At 41.6% G+C, this 20,121-nt stretch carries 12 protein-coding genes; 10 read left to right on the top strand and 2 right to left on the bottom strand.

The window, feature by feature from the left end; genetic code table 11:
* The first annotated feature begins 63 nt into the window (after positions 1 to 63).
* Together HMPREF9423_RS09370 and polA are read left to right on the top strand one after the other, a co-directional pair.
* The gene (locus HMPREF9423_RS09370; protein WP_006149066.1) at positions 64 to 1,185 is read left to right on the top strand and encodes an SH3 domain-containing protein; all 1,122 of its coding nucleotides are present in this window, start codon (positions 64 to 66) and stop codon (positions 1,183 to 1,185) included.
* 64 nt (positions 1,186 to 1,249) lie between these two features.
* Positions 1,250 to 3,883, top strand: a complete 2,634-nt coding sequence (polA, locus tag HMPREF9423_RS09365) for a DNA polymerase I (protein ID WP_025170207.1) — start codon at positions 1,250 to 1,252, stop codon at positions 3,881 to 3,883.
* Positions 3,884 to 4,000: 117 nt separating this feature from the next.
* Here polA and HMPREF9423_RS09360 read toward each other — a convergent pair whose 3' ends face one another.
* Together HMPREF9423_RS09360 and HMPREF9423_RS09355 are read right to left on the bottom strand one after the other, a co-directional pair.
* Positions 4,001 to 5,449: an APC family permease gene (locus tag HMPREF9423_RS09360; protein WP_006149064.1), complete on the bottom strand. Its 1,449-nt coding sequence runs from the start codon at positions 5,447 to 5,449 to the stop codon at positions 4,001 to 4,003.
* Between the two features lie 427 nt (positions 5,450 to 5,876).
* Entirely contained in the window at positions 5,877 to 7,961 is a 2,085-nt protein-coding gene (locus HMPREF9423_RS09355; RefSeq protein ID WP_006149062.1) for a GH92 family glycosyl hydrolase, read from the bottom strand.
* 172 nt (positions 7,962 to 8,133) lie between these two features.
* Between HMPREF9423_RS09355 and HMPREF9423_RS09350 the strand changes: the two genes are divergently transcribed.
* The 8 genes from HMPREF9423_RS09350 to trhO all read left to right on the top strand — a co-directional run bounded on the left by HMPREF9423_RS09350 (position 8,134) and on the right by trhO (position 20,012).
* Positions 8,134 to 9,414 carry a glycoside hydrolase family 125 protein gene (locus HMPREF9423_RS09350; RefSeq protein WP_006149060.1) on the top strand — a complete coding sequence of 427 codons (1,281 nt, stop codon included), beginning with the start codon at positions 8,134 to 8,136 and terminating at the stop codon, positions 9,412 to 9,414.
* A 186-nt stretch (positions 9,415 to 9,600) separates the two neighbouring features.
* A complete protein-coding gene (locus HMPREF9423_RS09345) occupies positions 9,601 to 12,246 on the top strand; it encodes an alpha-mannosidase (protein ID WP_006149059.1) in 2,646 nt (881 codons plus the stop codon).
* A gap of 84 nt (positions 12,247 to 12,330) precedes the next feature.
* Positions 12,331 to 13,200: an ROK family protein gene (locus HMPREF9423_RS09340; RefSeq protein WP_006149058.1), complete on the top strand. Its 870-nt coding sequence runs from the start codon at positions 12,331 to 12,333 to the stop codon at positions 13,198 to 13,200.
* Positions 13,194 to 15,074: a beta-N-acetylhexosaminidase gene (locus HMPREF9423_RS09335; RefSeq protein WP_006149057.1), complete on the top strand. Its 1,881-nt coding sequence runs from the start codon at positions 13,194 to 13,196 to the stop codon at positions 15,072 to 15,074. The genes HMPREF9423_RS09340 and HMPREF9423_RS09335 overlap by 7 nt, the downstream gene beginning before the upstream one ends.
* Positions 15,075 to 15,277: 203 nt before the next feature.
* Positions 15,278 to 16,207, top strand: coding sequence for an ABC transporter permease (locus tag HMPREF9423_RS09330; RefSeq protein WP_006149056.1), 930 nt, complete (start codon positions 15,278 to 15,280; stop codon positions 16,205 to 16,207).
* 13 nt (positions 16,208 to 16,220) lie between these two features.
* The gene (locus HMPREF9423_RS09325; RefSeq protein WP_006149055.1) at positions 16,221 to 17,141 is read left to right on the top strand and encodes a carbohydrate ABC transporter permease; all 921 of its coding nucleotides are present in this window, start codon (positions 16,221 to 16,223) and stop codon (positions 17,139 to 17,141) included.
* 106 nt (positions 17,142 to 17,247) lie between these two features.
* Positions 17,248 to 18,732: an ABC transporter substrate-binding protein gene (locus HMPREF9423_RS09320; RefSeq protein WP_006149054.1), complete on the top strand. Its 1,485-nt coding sequence runs from the start codon at positions 17,248 to 17,250 to the stop codon at positions 18,730 to 18,732.
* 293 nt (positions 18,733 to 19,025) lie between these two features.
* Positions 19,026 to 20,012 carry an oxygen-dependent tRNA uridine(34) hydroxylase TrhO gene (gene trhO, locus HMPREF9423_RS09315; RefSeq protein WP_006149053.1) on the top strand — a complete coding sequence of 329 codons (987 nt, stop codon included), beginning with the start codon at positions 19,026 to 19,028 and terminating at the stop codon, positions 20,010 to 20,012.
* Positions 20,013 to 20,121 lie beyond the last annotated feature (109 nt).

Genomic DNA, 20,121 nt, shown 5'->3' with positions numbered 1-20,121 from the left:
TTTTTCTTTCGAATGATATAAATGAGGTCAACCTCAAAAATTTATCTATTCGAAGGAGAATGAATGACATATAGTAAAAAGGGAACTTTTCTTAAGAGAACGACAGTGGGGACAGCTTCCCTACTGTTAGCAGGTGCTTTTTTGTTTGGTGGAGGAGCTGTTCATGCCAATCAGGCAAACAATGGCTCACTGGCACGAGGAGATGATTATCCCTATTATTATAAAAATGGAAGTCAAGAAATTGATAAATGGCGTCTATACTCCAGACAGTGTACATCTTTCGCTGCCTTTCGTTTAAGTAGTGTCAATGGTTTTGAGTTGCCTGCTGCGTACGGGAATGCTAAGGATTGGGGTTATCGTGCTAAACGAGAAGGTTATCGTGTGGACAAGACTCCAACAATTGGTTCGATTGCTTGGGACGGAAGCGGAGAATATGGCCACGTTGCATGGGTTTCTAATGTTTTTGGTGATATGATTGAAATTGAGGAGTACAATTATGGTATTAGAGAGAAGTACAATCGTAGACTTGTGAAGGCAAGCTCTATGTCTGGTTTCATTCATTTTAAAGATGTCGGACAGGCTAGTACAGGAAATCATCAGTCAACTTTAGTATCTAGTGGAACCCATGTTTTTACAGAAAAAGCTGCTATTATGAACCAGCCATCACAAGCGGCTGCGATTATTGACTATTATTACCCTGGAGAAAGTGTTCATTACGATCAGACTCTTGAAAAAGATGGTTATAAATGGATTAGTTATCTATCCCGAACTGGAAATCGCAGATATGTCCAGCTAGCTAAAACAGCAACTGCTAAGAATGGATGGGAAAAACAGGGGATAACATGGTACTACTATGAAAATGGGAAAGTCGCTCTTGGTTGGAAAAAGATAAACGGCAGTTGGTACTATTTCCAAACTAATGGTTCAATGAGAACAGGTTGGCTAAAAGACGGTTCTAAGTGGTACTACTTGAAATCATCTGGAGAAATGCAGACAGGATGGTTGAAGGATAAGGGCATTTGGTATTATCTTGAAAACTCGGGAGCTATGAAGACTAGTCAGTGGTTCCAGGTCTCAGGGAAATATTATTACGTGAATGCATCTGGAGAATTGGCAGTAGATATGACTATCGATGGGTTCCAAGTTGACAGCAATGGTGCGCGAGTAGAAGAATCACCCCAATAAACATTGACCGATAATCTAACTCTTAGCAATGGTATTTTTCCCTGCTTTCCTTTATAATGGGTGTATGGACAAGAAAAAATTATTATTGATTGATGGATCTTCAGTTGCTTTTCGAGCTTTTTTTGCTCTTTATCAGCAACTGGATCGTTTTAAAAATGACAATGGACTACATACCAATGCAATCTACGGATTTCATCTGATGCTAAATCACCTACTGGAGCGTGTCCAACCGAGTCATATTTTGGTTGCTTTTGATGCGGGGAAAACGACTTTCCGTACAGAGATGTATGCAGACTACAAGGGTGGTCGTGCTAAGACTCCAGATGAGTTTCGTGAGCAATTTCCCTTCATTCGTGAGTTGCTAGACCATCTTGGGATTCGCCACTATGAATTAGCCCAGTATGAGGCGGATGATATCATTGGAACTCTTGGTCGCTTGGCTAAAAAGGATTCTTTTGATGTGACCATCGTCAGCGGAGATAAGGACTTGATTCAGTTGACGGATGAGCATACAGTGGTTGAGATTTCTAAGAAAGGTGTGGCTGAGTTTGAGGCCTTTACACCAGAATATCTCATGGAAAAGATGGGAATTACACCAGCTCAGTTTATTGATCTTAAGGCCCTTATGGGGGATAAGTCTGATAATATCCCTGGGGTGACTAAGATTGGTGAAAAGACTGGGATCAAGCTCTTGTTAGAACACGGCTCGCTGGAAGGTATTTATGAAAATATTGACAGCATGAAGGCTTCAAAGATGAAGGAAAATCTTGTCAATGACAAGGAACAAGCCTTTCTGTCTAAAACACTAGCGACCATTGATACGAAAGCGCCAATTGAAATCAGTCTAGATGATTTGGTTTATAGCGGTCCAGATATTGAAAACCTTGGAAAATTCTACGATGAGATGGGCTTTAAACAGCTCAAACAAGCCTTGAATGCTTCTCAGGCGAATCAATCTGAGGCTTTGAATTTCACCATGGTGGACAAAGTGAGTGAAGACATGCTGAGTGCCGACTCTATCTTTCACTTTGAACTTTTTGGTGAAAACTACCATACAGATGACTTGATTGGTTTTGCCTGGTCATGCGGAGACAAGCTCTATGCTACAGATAAGCTGGAACTTCTGCAGGATCCGATTCTCAAGGAATTTCTAGAAAAAACACCTCTGAAAGTATATGACTTTAAGAAAGCTAAAGTTCTCTTAAATCGCTTTGGTTTGGACTTGCAGGCTCCTGCTTTTGACAGTCGCTTGGCCAAATACCTTCTCTCTACAGTAGAGAATAATGAAATTTCAACCATTGCTAATCTCTACGGCCAAACTTATTTGGTTGATGATGAAACCTTCTATGGTAAGGGTGTCAAGAAAGCTATCCCTGAGAGAGAAACCTTCTTGGAGCACTTAGTTCGTAAGGTTGCTGTGCTGGTTGAGACAGAGCCTGTATTGCTTGAAAAGTTAAGTGAAAACGGACAATTAGACCTTCTCTATGACATGGAGCAACCTCTGGCCCTTGTTCTTGCTAAGATGGAAATCGCTGGAATCAAGGTTAAAAAAGAAACTCTACTCGAGATGCAAGCTGAAAATGAGCTTGTCATTGAAAAGCTGACTCAAGAGATTTATGAATTGGCTGGTGAGGAGTTTAATATCAACTCGCCTAAGCAGTTGGGGGAACTACTTTTTGAAAAGCTAGGTCTCCCTATAGAATACACCAAGAAAACCAAGACAGGTTACTCAACAGCAGTGGATGTGTTAGAGCGCCTAGCTCCTATTGCCCCAATCGTCAAGAAAATTTTAGATTATCGTCAGATTGCTAAAATTCAATCGACTTATGTGATTGGTTTGCAGGATTGGATTTTAGCGGATGGCAAGATTCACACGCGCTATGTGCAGGATTTGACTCAGACAGGGCGTCTGTCTAGTGTGGATCCAAACTTGCAAAATATTCCTGTTCGCTTGGAACAAGGTCGCCTCATTCGTAAGGCTTTCGTGCCAGAGTGGGAGGATAGTGTCCTTCTCAGCTCTGACTATTCACAGATTGAGTTGCGCGTTTTGGCTCATATCTCTAAAGATGAGCACTTAATCAAGGCCTTCCAAGAGGGAGCTGATATTCATACCTCGACAGCCATGCGTGTCTTTGGAATTGAACGTCCTGAGGATGTGACTCCAAACGACCGTCGCAATGCCAAGGCTGTCAACTTTGGAGTGGTTTACGGAATTTCAGACTTTGGTTTATCCAATAACCTAGGTATCAGCCGTAAAGAGGCTAAGGCATACATCGACACTTACTTTGAACGTTTCCCAGGTATTAAAAACTACATGGATGAAGTGGTTCGTGAGGCGCGTGATAAGGGTTATGTAGAGACTCTCTTCAAACGTCGTCGTGAGTTGCCAGATATCAATTCGCGTAACTTTAACATTCGTGGTTTTGCAGAGCGTACAGCTATCAACTCACCTATTCAAGGATCGGCTGCAGATATTCTCAAAATCGCCATGATTCAGCTAGATAAAGCCTTGGTAGCAGGTCGTTATCAAACTAAGATGCTGTTACAAGTACACGATGAAATTGTTCTTGAAGTGCCTAAGTCAGAATTGGCATCTATTAAAAAACTTGTCAAACAAACCATGGAAGAAGCCATTCAACTCAGTGTGCCCCTGATTGCTGATGAAAATGAAGGCGTAACTTGGTATGAAGCCAAGTAGAAAATAGACTATTAAACAAAAAGAAATCCCCTTGAACAGTAACGTTTAAGGGGATTTTTGCTGATAAAATTCTTGCAAGCAGAGATAAAAGCGATTTTATCTAGCTAGTAGTAGAATTTATTTGATTTGTTTCTTTTGTTCTTTTTTGGCAAGTACTGGTAGAATCACACCTAATCCAATCAGAATAATTGGGGTCAAGATGTTTGTAAGAAGCGAGAATTGCCAAGCAGTCGGATTCTCAGCATAGCTAATTTTTGGAACCATACCAAGGATACAAGCAAAGGCAGTAAAGAGGAAGCACCAAGTACCGATAATAAAGCCAAGTTTAGGATTGTTCACAAACTTGTATTCGGCATTTTTGTATGTCTTCCAAGCGCGATTAAGCATCATATAGGCAAGGAATACCCAGAGGTAACGCATTGGCATTACGATCGAATTGAGGTTTGTCATCCATTTTACAAGTCCGTCAATTTCCTGAATACCAAAAATTGGGAGGATAATGATGAGACTGACAAGGACGCCTGTAAGGAGGTAGCCGTTAATGAGGACACCTTTTTCAGTACGTTTGCGAAGCCAGCTTGGGATGTAGTCTTCATCAGCGTTATTGAGAAGGATTTGCAATGGTGCGTCAATAGAGAAGGCAAGCGCAGCGATTTGTCCGACCATATTTGTAAGAGCGTAAATCACAACGAAAAGATTTCCAACTCCCCAAGAATTTCCTAACATTTGGAAGGCTTGATAAGCACCATTACGCATGAGGTCTTCAGGGATGTTATTACCATCAAATAGCATTCCCATGGCAACTGAACCAAGGATAGCAGAGAGTCCTACCATGATAGCCATGACAATCATACCTTTTGGAAATTCTTTTGCAGGATTGCGAGTTTGATTCACATAAGGGGAAATTTTTTCACAACCACCAACGGCAAAGACCAGTAATGAGATCGTTGTGAAATAAGAAAAATCAAAGTTTGGAATGTAGGTGCTCAGTTGATCCATGTGTGGTGTCGCAAACTGAATATCTGGCTTGATGAAAGGCAGGCCAACAGCCAAAAGCACAAAGAGTAAAGACATAATCAACATGGCACTTCCTGCCAAGCTACCGATGACTTTCAGTGTTGTCAATCCTTTTGTAGAAAGGTAGAGGAAAAGCCCAAAGATTAGCAAGCAGAGAATAACAATCCAGTGGATGTCGATTTGTTTTAGAAATTGTCCGTTACCTTGCAAGGCCCATCCAAGTGGAATTAGAATTCCTTGAGGTTTTTGTGCCAGATAAGGGATATGCACAACCCAGTAGGTCCAAGCGGCAAAGTAGGCGAGACGTTTGGTTGATGTTTTTTCAACCCAGTCACTAACACCGCTTCCGCTTTCCTTGAAGGTAGAACCTAGTTGTCCGACGATGAGTGAATATGGGATAAAGTAGAGTGCGAGGATTAAAACCCAAGATACGACTACTGAAATTCCCTGTTGAGAGTAGTTGTTGACGACGTTTCCTAGCCCCCAAACCATGTTGAAAGCAATCAGCGAAACCATCAGCCAATTAAGTTGGTGTTGATCTTTTTTCATAATGTCTCCTTTTCTGATAATTTCAGTATATCATGATTTTTTGAAAGCGCCTAACAAAATTTGAAATTTACTGTAAAAAAGTAAAAGCTAGCTAACAGATAGGGAATAGGGTTGCTTAGTTGAGAAAAAACTTATCCACAACTTGTGGATAAGTCAAGGTATCAACAACAACTGTCTCTTTATAATTTTAATAGGAAAAAGAGAGACGAAATTTATAGAGTAGGAAACAAATCAATCTTTTATAAACCTTGTTAGGACAAGGTTTATAGACGTTGTTCTCTTGTACATCCTATGAACTTGGACTGGAAAGATATTTTGGAAAAACTTGAAAATCTTTTCCAAAAAAAGGTTGAAGGTTATTCACAGTTTGTGGATAACTTTATATGGATAAGAAGACCCCTTTGCCTCTGACAAAGGGGTTAGGTTATTAATGCTTTGGCAACCAGCTGAGGGTAAAGTCAAGAGTCTTAGCATTGAGCAGTTCCTGATGGCTGATACTTTGTTTTTCTTTTCCGTCCAGTTGACAGCTTTGGACAAAGTGGAAGTGTGCATGATTTTGCTGAGTACGAACATCCAACCACTGATTTTTTTCTGCCAGATAGACACGAAGGTGATCAAAGAGTGGAATTCCAAGGTCATAACTTGCTTTTCCTGGGCAGGTTGGGTAAAGTCCGAGAGCAGACCATACATACCAAGCCGATAGACTACCATTATCCTCATCGCCTGGATAAGCATCCCAGCCAGCTTGAAAGGCTTTTTGACGGAGAGTCTTGACTAAGAGACTGGTATATTGGGGATAACTACTGTAGCGGAACAGATAAGGGATGTGGAAGCTTGGTTGGTTTGAAATGGCTAGTTGACCAAATGGCGCTGTTGCCATCTCGCTCATCTCATGAATTTCATATCCATAGCCGGTCGTTTCAAAAAGTGGGAGACTTCGACAAGCTTTCAAAAGATAGTTGCTAAAGGCTTCTTTTCCACCCATTAGTTGGCTAAGTCCAGAAATATCGTGTAGGACACCGAGACTGGCTTGAATAGCTGAACACTCAGCGTAGTCACGACCCCAACTATAGGGAGAAAAGTCAGGACGGAAGTTGCCATCTACATCACGCGCCCTCATGTAGCCTGTCTCAGGGTCAAAGAGGTTTTGATAGTTTTTAGAATATTGAGCATAGGTTTGGGCTAGCTCTTCTTGACCTAATTTTGCTGCACAAGTAGAGATACAAAAGTCACTGTAAGCATAATCTAGCGTATGACTGACACTTTCGTGGAAGTCCGTGGATAGGTATCCTAGTTTTTGGTATTGAGCCAGGCCGTGTCGTCCGTTGATGGCTTTTGGATCTGCCTTGGTTGCAGTTTCGATCATGGCTTTGAGAAATTCTTCTTCAAGCTCAGGTGCCATATCCTTGCAGGCACTATCTGCAAGAAGGCCATCAATCAAAGTACCAGGCATCATTCCTCGTTCGTCAGGGGCAAGCCACTTAGGAAGATATCCAGTGTCGCGGTAGCTATTGAGGAAGCCTTCAAGGAACTGACGATAGTACTCTGGAATAATCAAGGCAAAGAGAGGGAATGAAGTGCGGAATGTATCCCAAAAACCATTGTTGGTATAGAGTAGACCAGGCTTGATCGTTCCTGAAGCAAGGTCTATATGAATAGTCTCGCCTTGTTCATTTATCTCATAGAAGGTTTGTGGGAAAAGAAAGAGTCTATAAAGACAGTGATCAAAAAATGTTCGGTCTACAGAGCCAGTTTCCACGACATCAAAACGGCCTAGAAGATCTTCCCAACTTGCTTTAGCCTCTGATTTCGTTTCTTCAAAGTTTTTTCTAGGCAGATTAAAGAGGGCCTGTTCTTTAGAAATAAAAGAAGTAGCTAGTTGAACTAGAACTTCTGCTCCAGCCAAGTCGATACGCCAGTCTTGCCCTACTTGATTGATAGATAGAATATCCGTAGAGAATACGAGAGCAGTAAACATGACGAGGGGACTTTTGTTGGTTTCGGTTAATCCGCTTTGACCAAGGCTGACAGTACGCTCATCTACTTGCTCTAATGATAAATCATCAGCTGCATGCAGATAGAGTGAGAGCTTCTTGCCTTGTATCTGTCTTAGTTGAATAGAAGCCCCATAGCAAGTCGGACTTAACTGGATTTCAATCTGATAACGCTCAGAAAAAATTCTGAGATAATGGGGATTGAAAATAGCACGATCAAGGTTATAAGAAGACTGACGATGGAAGAGGGTGTCGCCACTGATTTCTCCTGTAATAGGAGTCAGTAGCAACCAAGAATAATCACCAATCCAAGGGCTAGGCTGATGGGTTAGTCGAATGCCCTGAAATATGGGAAGATGGGGATCAAAAAACCAAGATCCTTCCTGGTCACTCGTTTGTGGAACAAAGTAATTCATCCCAAAAGGCACTCCAGTGTATGGTAGTGTATTGCCTCGTGAAAAGGCATGCTTGCTAGCGGTGCCAAATCGGGTATCTATGGTTTCAAGTATAGGTTTCATAGCGATTTCCTTCAGTAGTTTTCTACATTATATCAGAAAAAGGATACTTTTAGAAAGTGACTTTAAAATATAACAATTTTGTAGAATAATGACTAACATTTGTGTATATATTTTCTGGGTTAAAAGCTATATACTGAAAATGAAAATTTGTTTGAAAGAGGCAAAATAGTTTATGGTTTATTCTAAAGAAATTGTCAGAGAGTGGCTAGATGAGGTAGCGGAGAGAGCCAAGGAACATCCTGAATGGGTGGATGTCTTTGAGCGTTGCTATACAGACACTCTAGACAATACAGTTGAAATTTTAGAAGATGGCTCAACTTTTGTACTGACCGGGGATATCCCAGCTATGTGGCTTCGGGACTCGACTGCTCAGCTTAGACCATACCTTCATGTGGCAAAAAGAGATCCTCGTTTGCGCCAGACCATTGCTGGTTTGGTTAAACGTCAGATGACTTTGATTCTCAAGGATCCCTATGCCAACTCTTTCAATATTGAGGAGAACTGGAAGGGTCATCACGAGACAGACCATACAGACCTCAATGGCTGGATTTGGGAACGCAAGTATGAAGTAGATTCACTTTGCTACCCCTTGCAGTTAGCATATCTTCTGTGGAAAGAAACTGGTGAAACTAGCCAATTTGATGAAACCTTTGTCACAGCGACCAAGGAAATCCTTCATCTCTGGACAGTGGAGCAAGATCACAATAACTCACCATACCGTTTCGTCCGTGATACCGATCGTAAGGAAGATACCTTGGTAAATGACGGCTTTGGTCCTGATTTTGCCGTGACAGGAATGACCTGGTCAGCCTTTCGTCCGAGTGATGACTGCTGTCAATATAGTTACTTGATTCCATCAAATATGTTTGCGGTGGTTGTTTTGGGATATGTCCAGGAAATTTTTGCTACATTGAATCTAGCTGATAGTGAAAGCATGATTGCTGACGCTAAACGTCTGCAGGCTGAGATTCAAGAAGGGATCGAAAATTACGCCTACACGACTAACAGCAAGGGCGAGAAGATCTATGCCTTTGAAGTGGATGGTCTAGGAAATGCTAGCATCATGGACGACCCTAACGTACCAAGTTTGTTAGCTGCTCCATATCTTGGTTACTGTGATGTCAATGACGAAGTCTATCAAGCAACTCGTCGCACCATTCTCAGCCCTGAAAATCCCTACTTCTACCAAGGAGAATACACTAGCGGTCTCGGAAGTTCTCATACCTTCTATCGTTATGTCTGGCCGATTGCCCTATCAATTCAAGGCTTAACAGCTACAGATAAAGCTGAGAAAAAATACTTGCTAGACCAACTAGTTGCATGTGATGGCGGAACAGGTGTTATGCATGAAAGCTTCCACGTAGATGACCCGACTCTCTACTCTCGTGAATGGTTTTCATGGGCCAACATGATGTTCTGCGAATTGGTCTTGGATTACCTAGATATTCGCTAATACTCTTCGAAAATCAAATTCAAACCACGTCAGCTTCACCTTGCCGTACTCAAGTACAGCCTGCGGGTAGCTTCCTAGTTTGCTCTTTGATTTTCATTGAGTATAAGGAGCACGTCTTTGCTCAACTGATTCTAGGAAAGAATCACAAATATATTTTTAAATTTAAGTTAGAATGAGGTTTTACTCATGGAAAATGCTGTTGTACATATTATCTCTCACAGTCACTGGGATCGTGAGTGGTATCTACCTTTTGAAAGTCACCGTATGCAATTGGTGGAACTTTTTGATAATCTTTTTGATCTTTTTGAAAATGATCCTGAGTTCAAGAGCTTCCACCTAGATGGACAAACCATTGTTCTTGATGATTACTTGGAAATTCGCCCTGAAAACCGTGACAAGGTGCAGCGTTATATCGACGAAGGCAAATTGAAAATTGGGCCTTTCTATATCTTGCAGGATGATTACTTGATTTCCAGTGAGGCTAACGTCCGCAATACCTTGATTGGACAAGCGGAATGTGCCAAATGGGGAAAATCTACTCAAATCGGTTACTTCCCAGACACCTTTGGAAATATGGGGCAGGCTCCTCAAATCCTTCAAAAATCAGGGATTCACGTAGCAGCCTTTGGTCGCGGTGTCAAGCCAATCGGATTTGACAATCAAGTCCTTGAAGATGAACAGTTTACCTCTCAATTTTCTGAGATGTACTGGCAAGGGGCTGATGGTAGCCGTGTACTCGGTATTCTTTTTGCTAACTGGTACAGTAACGGGAATGAAATTCCAGTGGATAAAGACGAGGCTTTGACTTTCTGGAAGCAAAAATTAGCAGACGTTCGTGACTATGCATCGACCAACCAATGGTTGATGATGAACGGCTGTGACCACCAGCCTGTTCAGAGAAATCTGAGCGAAGCCATTCGTGTGGCAAATGAACTCTTCCCTGACGTGACCTTTATTCATAGTTCATTTGACGAATATGTCCAAGCACTGGAAAGTGCCCTTCCTGAACAATTATCAACGGTCACAGGTGAGTTGACCAGTCAGGAAACGGATGGCTGGTACACCCTTGCCAATACTTCTTCTTCACGCGTTTACCTCAAACAAGCCTTCCAAGAAAATAGCAACTTGTTAGAGCAGGTCGTGGAACCATTAACCATTATCACTGGAGGCCACAACCACAAGGATCAATTGACCTATGCTTGGAAAGTACTTCTGCAAAATGCACCGCACGATAGTATCTGTGGTTGTAGTATTGACGAAGTTCACCGTGAAATGGAAACTCGTTTTGCAAAGGTTAATCAAGTCGGGAATTTTGTTAAGACTAATCTTCTTAACGAATGGAAGAGTAAATTAGCTACTCAAAATGCGCAAAGCGACCACCTCTTTACCGTTGTCAACACAGCTTTACATGACAAGGTTGATACAGTTAGTGTTGTAGTGGATGTTGTGACTTGTGATTTTAAAGAATTGCATCCGACTGAAGGTTACAAGAAAATGGCAGCCGTGACCTTGCCAGATTACCATGTTGAAGATTTGGACGGCCATATCCTTGAAGCCAAGATTGAAGATTTGGGAGCAAGTTTTGGCTATACTTTGCCTAAGGATAAATTCCGCCAACCATATATTGCACGCCAAGTGTGCGTGACAATCCCAGTCCACCTTGCACCGCTTTCTTGGGCAAGCTTCCAATTGGTCGAAGGTCAAGTAAATCACCGTGATGGTATTTACCAAAATGGAGTCATTGATACACCATTCGTAACAGTGAGTGTAGATGAAGGAATTACACTCTACGACAAGACTACTAATGAAGCTTACGAAGATTTCATCCAATTCGAGGACCGTGGAGATATTGGTAACGAGTACATTTACTTCCAGCCGAAAGGAACTGATCCAATCTATGCTCAACTGAAAGGTTATGAAGTCTTAGAAAACAATGCTCGCTATGCTAAGGTATTGCTCAAACATGACTTGACTATTCCAGTCAGTGCAGATGAAAAATTGGATGCAGAACAAAGAGGCATCATCGAGTTCATGAAACGAGATGCAGGTCGTTCAGAAGAGTTGACAACCATTCCTCTTGAAACTGAGATGACCGTCTTTGTGGACAATCCACAGATTCGCTTTAAAACTCGCTTTACCAACACAGCCAAGGATCACCGCATCCGTCTCTTGGTGAAAACTCATAACACTCGTCCAAGCAATGATTCTGAAAGCATCTATGAAGTTGTGACAAGACCAAATAAACCAGCAGCTTCTTGGGAAAATCCTGAAAATCCACAACACCAACAAGCCTTTGTCAGCTTGTATGATGATGTAAAAGGAGTGACCGTATCCAATAAAGGATTGCACGAGTATGAAATTCTTGGAGACGACACCATGGCTGTAACCCTTCTTCGTGCTTCAGGCGAACTCGGTGACTGGGGTTACTTCCCAACGCCGGAAGCTCAGTGTTTGCGTGATATCGAAGTTGAATTTGCAGTAGAATGCCACCAAGCAGGGGAACGCTTCTCAGCTTTCCGTCGTGCCAAAGCCTTCCAGGTGCCATTTACAGCTCTTCAAGTTGCAAAACAAGAAGGTAGCGTTGCAGCAACGGGTAGCCTCTTTAACCATCCGGCACTCAGTTTGCCACAAGTCTGCCCAACAGCCTTTAAAGTTGCTGAAAATGAAGAAGGATACGTCCTTCGTTACTACAACATGAGTCAAGAAAATATCCGTGTGTCTGAAAAACAACAAACCATTCTTGACTTACTGGAACGCCCATACCCAGTCCATTCAGGACTATTGGCACCACAGGAAATTCGTACAGAACTCATTCAAAAAGAAGAAATTTAATTTCAAAAAGTAAACATAAACAGAAAGGAGGAGCGAAAAAGTAAGAACCAACTGCTGATTCGCTCCTTTTTGCAGGTAAAAGCAATGACCATTGCAACGATTGATATCGGAGGGACTGGCATTAAGTTTGCTAGTCTAACTCCTGATGGAAAGATTTTAGATAAGACCAGCACCCCAACTCCAGAAACTCTAGAAGATTTGTTGGCTTGGTTGGACCAACGCTTGTCAGAACAGGACTATCGTGGGATTGCCATGAGTGTGCCAGGAGCGGTCAATCAAGAAACAGGAGTGATCGAGGGAATTAGTGCTATTCCTTATATCCATGGTTTTTCATGGTACCAGGCCCTTGCTCATCACCAACTCCCTGTCCATCTAGAAAATGATGCCAACTGTGTTGGACTTAGTGAACTGCTAGCTCATCCTGAGATTGAAAATGCAGCCTGTGTTGTCATTGGTACAGGGATCGGTGGGGCCATGATTATCAATGGCAAAATTCATCGTGGTCGCCATGGCTTGGGTGGAGAGTTTGGTTACATGACCACTATCGAACCAGCAGAGAAACTCAACAACTGGTCACTATTAGCTTCTACAGGAAACATGGTTCGCTATGTCATCGAAAAATCTGGTCAAACCGATTGGGATGGCCGAAAGGTTTACCAAGAGGCTGCAGCAGGTAATGCCCTTTGCCAAGAAGCCATTGAGCGTATGAATCGTAATCTAGCTCAAGGCTTGCTCAATATCCAGTATCTAATCGACCCAGATGTCATTAGCTTAGGTGGCTCTATCAGTCAGAACCCAGATTTTATCAAAGGGGTGCAAAAAGCGGTAGACGTCTTTGTGGAAAGATATGAAGAGTATACAATTGCGCCAGTGATCCAAGCCTGCACCTATCAGGCAGATGCCAATCTCTACGGTGCCCTTGTCAACTGGTTACAGGAGGAAAACCAATGGTAAATTTTACCGGAATTAGCAGTAAACAACAGCAAGCTATAGACTTACTTCAAAAGCACATTTCTCTACCAGATGTAGAAGTGGCTGTCGCTCAGTCTGACCAAGCTTCTATCTCTATCAAGGGTGAGGGCGGAGAATATCAATTGACTTATCGCAAACCTCACCAACTCTATCGCGCCTTATCTGTTCTAGCAACAGCTTTAGTAGAAGGTGATAAGGTGGAGATTGAGGAGCAAGCGGCTTACGAAGACTTAGCCTACATGGCGGATTGTTCCCGTAATGCGGTTCTAAATGTTTCATCTGCTAAGCAGATGATTGAAGTCTTGGCTCTCATGGGCTACTCAACCTTTGAGCTCTACATGGAAGACACCTATCAGATTGAAGGGCAACCTTACTTTGGCTATTTCCGTGGAGCATACTCAGCTGAAGAATTACAGGAAATTGAAGCCTACGCCCAGCAGTTTGACATGACCTTTGTACCATGTATCCAGACCTTGGCCCACTTATCAGCCTTTGTTAAATGGGGTGTTAAAGAAGTCCAGCAACTTCGTGATGTAGAGGACATTCTCCTCATCGGCGAAGAAAAAGTTTACGACCTAATCGACGGCATGTTTGCGACTTTGTCTAAGCTACAAACACGTAAGGTCAATATCGGCATGGACGAAGCCCACTTGGTTGGTTTGGGACGCTATCTCATCTTAAACGGTGTTGTGGACCGTAGCCTCCTCATGTGTCAACATTTGGAGCGCGTGCTGGATATTGCAGACAAGTATGGTTTCCACTGCCAGATGTGGAGCGATATGTTCTTTAAACTCATGTCAGCAGATGGCCAGTACGACCGTGATGTCGAAATTCCAGAAGAAACACGAGTTTATCTTGACCGTCTCAAAGACCGTGTGACCTTGGTTTACTGGGATTATTATCAGGATAGCGAAGAAAAATACAATCGTAACTTCGGTAACCACCACAAGATTAGCCGGGATATTGCCTTTGCAGGTGGTGCTTGGAAGTGGATTGGTTTCACACCACACAACCATTTCAGTCGTCTCATCGCTGTCGAAGCTAACAAAGCCTGCCGTGCTAATCAGATCAAGGAAGTCATTGTGACGGGTTGGGGAGACAATGGTGGAGAAACTGCCCAGTTTTCGGTCCTACCAAGCTTGCAAATTTGGACCGAGCTCAGCTATCGCAATGATTTAGAACGCTTGTCTGCTCACTTCAAGACCAATACAGGTCTATCGGTCGAAGATTTCATGCAACTTGACCTAGCCAATCTCTTGCCAGATCTACCAGACAATCTCAGTGGCATCAATCCTAACCGATATGTCTTTTACCAGGATGTTCTTTGCCCGATTCTTGATAAGCACATGACTCCTGAACAGGACAAGCCTCACTTTACCCAGGCAGCTGAAACCCTTTCTGACATTACAGAAAAAGCAGGCGCCTACGCTTATCTCTTTGAAACTCAGGCACAGTTGAATGCCATTTTAAGTGGCAAGGTTGATGTGGGACGACGTATCCGTCAAGCCTATCAAGCAGATGATAAAGAGAGCTTGCAACAAATCGCTAGGGAAGAATTACCAAAACTCAGAAGCCAGATTGAAACCTTCCACAAGCTCTTTAGTCAGCAATGGTTGAAAGAAAACAAGGTCTTTGGCTTGGATACAGTAGACATTCGTATGGGTGGGCTCTTGCAACGGATCAAGCGCGCAGAAAGTCGCATTGAAAACTATCTAGCAGGCGAAATCTCTCGTATCGACGAACTAGAAGTAGACATCTTGCCATTTAATGATTTCTATGGAGATAAGGACTTCGCAGCAACGACAGCCAACCAGTGGCATACTATTGCGACAGCATCTACTATTTATACGACCTAGAAAAACTCTATTCAGGAAGAATGTTTCTCGTGAAACACACTTCTCATATAAAAAAGTTCTCCACATAAAATAATTTGTGGAGTTTTTTCTATAATTTGTAGTTTAAACTGTCCTAAAAATAAGAGTATACTATTTTTGTAAACGTTATCAAATGCAAAAATGTGAGATTATGAAGCTTTAGAAAAATAAAAAGGGAGGAAATTATGAACAAGTTTTCAAAAACTTTAAGAGATAATTGGATTTTTCTCTTAATGGTTTTACCAGGAACAATTTGGTTGATTTTATTCTTCTACATTCCAGTTTTTGGGAATGTGGTTGCCTTCAAAGACTACCATATGACTGGTGAAGGATTCGTCCACAGTATTATAAATAGTAAATGGGTCGGACTAGATAACTTTAAATTCTTGTTTAGTTCGAAAGATGCCTTTGTCATCACTCGAAACACTGTTCTTTACAACCTTGGATTTATTTTTATCGGTTTGATTGTGTCAGTTGGTATCGCCATTATCCTTAGTGAACTTCGCTCTAAGAGAATGGTTAAAATCTACCAAACCTCTATGTTGTTCCCTTACTTCCTATCTTGGGTTATCATCAGTTTCTTTACAGATGCTTTCCTAAACATCGATAAAGGGCTTATCAACCACACCTTGGAAGCTCTTGGCATGAAGGGGATTAACTTCTACGCTGACATCAGTATCTGGCCTTATCTTCTCCTCTTCCTAGGAATTTGGAAAGGGTTTGGATACAGTAGTGTGATGTACTACGCAACTATCATGGGTATTGACCCAACTTACTACGAAGCAGCGACAGTGGACGGTGCTAGCAAATGGCAACGTATCCGCAACGTAACCATTCCTCAGTTGACACCACTTGTGACAGTATTGACCATCCTTGCAGTCGGAAACATCTTCCGTGCAGACTTCGGTCTCTTCTACCAAATCCCTCACAACGCTGGTCAGCTCTATAGTGTAACAAACGTATTGGACGTCTATGTCTTTAACGGATTGACTCAGACAGCAGATATCGGTATGGCTTCAGCAGCCGGTCTCTATCAGTCAGTTGTCGGTTTGATTCTCGTTATCCTATCAAACTTACTTGCAAGACGTGTTGATCCTAACTCAGCACTATTCTAGAAAGGAGGAGCATATGGCAAAAAAAATTCAAAAAGAAAAAATTGATAATGTTGGCATACACTCCTTCAGCAAGAAAGCAGATATCTTCTTTAGTATCATATCTGGATTGCTAGCCTTCTCTTGTATCTTGCCTTTCATCTTTGTCATCATTATCTCAGTTACAGATGAGAAGAGTATTGTTCAATATGGATATAGCTTTTTCCCATCACAGTTTGGATTAGATGGTTTTGAGTTTTTAGCTCAGTTCAAAGATAAGATTTTACAAGCGCTCTTTATCTCAGTATTTGTGACAGTTGTCGGTACATTGACAAACGTATTCATCACAACAACATACGCTTATGCCATCTCACGTTCAACATTTAAGTATCGCAAATTCTTTACAATCTTTGCTCTTCTTAGTATGTTGTTCAATGCTGGTTTGGTACCAGGCTATATCGTGGTAACTCAGTTACTTCACTTGGGTGATACTATTTGGGCCTTGATTGTTCCGATGCTTCTATCACCATTCAACATCATGTTGATGCGTTCCTTCTTCAAGAAGACCATCCCAGAAGCAATCCTCGAATCAGCTCGTATCGATGGTGCCAGCGAGGCTCGTATCTTCTTCCAAATCTGTTTACCACTCTCTCTTCCAGGGATTGCGACTATCACACTGTTGACAGCACTTGGATTCTGGAACGACTGGTTTAATGCCCTTCTTTACATCAAGAGTGACAACTTGTATCCATTGCAATATTTGCTCATGCAAATTCAAAACAACATGGATTACATTGCTAAGTCAGTTGGGATGTCAGGACAACTTGCAGTTGCCCTACCAAAAGAAACAGGTCGTATGGCCATGGTCGTAGTTGCGACTGTTCCAATTGCGATTCTCTATCCATTCTTCCAACGCTACTTTGTAAAAGGTTTAACTATCGGTGGTGTTAAAGAATAAGAGACGCTGAGAAACAAGCTTTCTCTACCCTATCTAACTTTTCTTTGTTGAAAAGTAGATCACTAAAATTGTTTTAAATTTAAAAATAAAAAAAGGAGTTTTTATCATGAAAAACTGGAAAAAATATGCTTTTGCATCTGCTAGCCTTGTAGCTTTAGCTGCTAGCCTCGCTGCTTGTGGAAACCTTAAAGGTAACAACCAAAAAGCTGCTGACTCAGCTTCAGGTGACAAAACTGTTATCAAAATGTACCAAATCGGTGACAAACCAGATAACTTGGATGAGTTGCTAGAAAATGCAAACAAAATCATCGGAGAAAAAGTTGGTGCTAAATTAGATATCCAATACCTTGGATGGGGTGACTACGGTAAGAAAATGTCAGTTATCACTTCATCAGGTGAAAACTATGATATCGCATTTGCAGATAACTACGTTGTAAACGCTCAAAAAGGTGCTTATGCTGACTTGACAGAATTGTACAAAAAAGAAGGAGCTGAGCTTTACAAAGCGCTTGACCCAGCTTACATCAAAGGTAACACTATAAACGGTAAGATTTATTCTGTTCCAGTTGCAGCTAACGTAGCATCTTCACAAAACTTTGCTTTCAACGGCCCACTTCTTGAAAAATATGGAATCGATATCTCAGGTGTAACTTCATACGAAACACTTGAACCAGTATTGAAACAAATCAAAGAAAAAGCTCCAGACGTAATGCCATTCGCTGTTGGTAAAAACTTTATCCCATCAGAAAACTTTGACTACCCAGTTGCAAATGGTCTTCCATTCGTTATCGACCTTGAAGGTGATACTACTAAGATCGTAAACCGTTACGAAGTTCCTCGTTTCGTAGAACACTTGAAGACACTTCACAAATACTATGAAGCAGGATACATTCCAAAAGACGTAGCAACAAGTGAAACTTCATATGATCTTACTCAAGATACTTGGCTTGTTCGTGAAGAAACAGTAGGACCAGCTGACTACGGTAGCAGCTTGCTTTCTCGTGTTGCTAACAGAGACATCCAAATCAAACCATTTACTAACTTCATCAAGAAAAACCAAACAACTCAAGTTGCAAACTTTGTAATCTCAAACAACTCTAAGAACAAAGAAAAAGCAATGGAAGTATTGAACCTCTTGAACACTAACCCAGAACTCTTGAACGGACTTGTTTATGGACCAGAAGGCAAGAACTGGGAAAAAGTTGCAGGTAAAGAAAACCGTGTTAAAGTCCTTGACGGATACAAAGGAAACACTCACATGTCAGGATGGAACACTGGTAACAACTGGATCCTTTACATCAACGAAAATGTTACAGATGAACAAATTGCACAATCTAAGAAAGACTTGGAAACTGCAAAAGAATCTCCAGCGCTTGGATTCATCTTCAACACTGACAACGTGAAATCTGAAATCTCAGCTATCACTAACACTATGCAACAATTCGATACAGCTATCAACACTGGTACTGTAGACCCAGAAAAAGCTATTCCAGAATTGATGGAAAAACTTAAATCTGAAGGTGCTTACCAAAAAGTATTGGATGAAATGCAAAAACAATACGACGAATTCTTGAAAAACAAAAAATCTTAAGATAGATTGATTTCGTGTATTCATTCCTAAAAGATGCGATCACTGCCTTGTCTGGAGTTTTCCAGACGGGGTGGTGATTCTTTTTTGCATCATGATTAGTATTTTATTCAAGATAGGCCATGGATATCTTTTTGTTAACTTTTCTTCATCGAATATTTAATTAAAACAAGATCTGAAAATGGGTCTTGTTTTTTATTTTTCGGTCAAATAAATTGCATTCGCTTTCTTGGGAGAGTATACTGGTATAGTTGAATGAAAAATTCTGATAATTTAATCTTAGAAAAGAGAAGCACATGTCAAAAGATATTCGAGTTTTACTTTACTATAAATATGTTCCCATCGAAAACGCGGAACAATTTGCTGCAGACCACTTGGCTTTCTGTAAATCAATCGGCCTCAAGGGCCGTATCCTAGTCGCTGATGAAGGGATCAACGGAACCGTTTCTGGTGACTATGAAACAACGCAAAAATACATGGACTACGTTCACAGCCTTCCAGGTATGGAAGACCTCTGGTTCAAGATTGACGAAGAAAGTGAGCAAGCCTTCAAGAAGATGTTTGTTCGCTACAAAAAGGAAATCGTTCACCTTGGTTTAGAGGATGATAACTTTGATAACGACATCAATCCTCTTGAAACAACAGGTGCTTACTTGTCACCAAAAGAATTTAAAGAAGCCCTCCTAGATGAAGATACAGTTGTCCTTGATACTCGTAATGACTATGAGTACGACCTTGGGCACTTCCGTGGGGCTATCCGTCCTGACATCCGCAACTTCCGTGAATTACCACAATGGGTTCGTGATAACAAGGAAAAATTCATGGATAAACGTGTCGTAGTTTACTGTACAGGTGGAGTCCGCTGTGAGAAATTCTCAGGTTGGATGGTCCGTGAAGGCTACAAAGATGTCGGTCAATTGCATGGAGGAATTGCGACTTACGGGAAAGATCCTGAAGTTCAAGGGGAACTTTGGGATGGGAAAATGTATGTCTTTGACGAACGTATTGCAGTCGATGTCAACCATGTAAATCCAACCATTGTAGGGAAAGACTGGTTTGATGGAACACCATGTGAACGCTATGTCAACTGTGGAAATCCATTCTGTAACCGCCGTATCTTGGCATCAGAAGACAACGAAGACAAATATCTTCGTGGTTGCTCACACGAGTGTCGTGTTCACCCACGTAATCGCTATGTTTTAGAACATGAATTGACACAAGATCAAGTCATCGAGCGTCTAGTAGCAATCGGTGAGAGCCTAGACCATTCTGAAGTTGTATAATAAACATTAACAGTCCTAAAGGGCTGTTTTTCTATGCTTTTGACTAAAAAATCTTAAATTTGTTTCTGCATCTTTCAGGAAAATGGTGTATACTATATGTAAACGATTT

This window comes from Streptococcus infantis ATCC 700779, from assembly GCF_000187465.1.
Lineage (GTDB): Bacteria > Bacillota > Bacilli > Lactobacillales > Streptococcaceae > Streptococcus > Streptococcus infantis.
The sequence above is the reverse complement of the archived record's forward strand: the minus strand, read 5'-3'. Positions and strand labels throughout refer to the sequence as shown.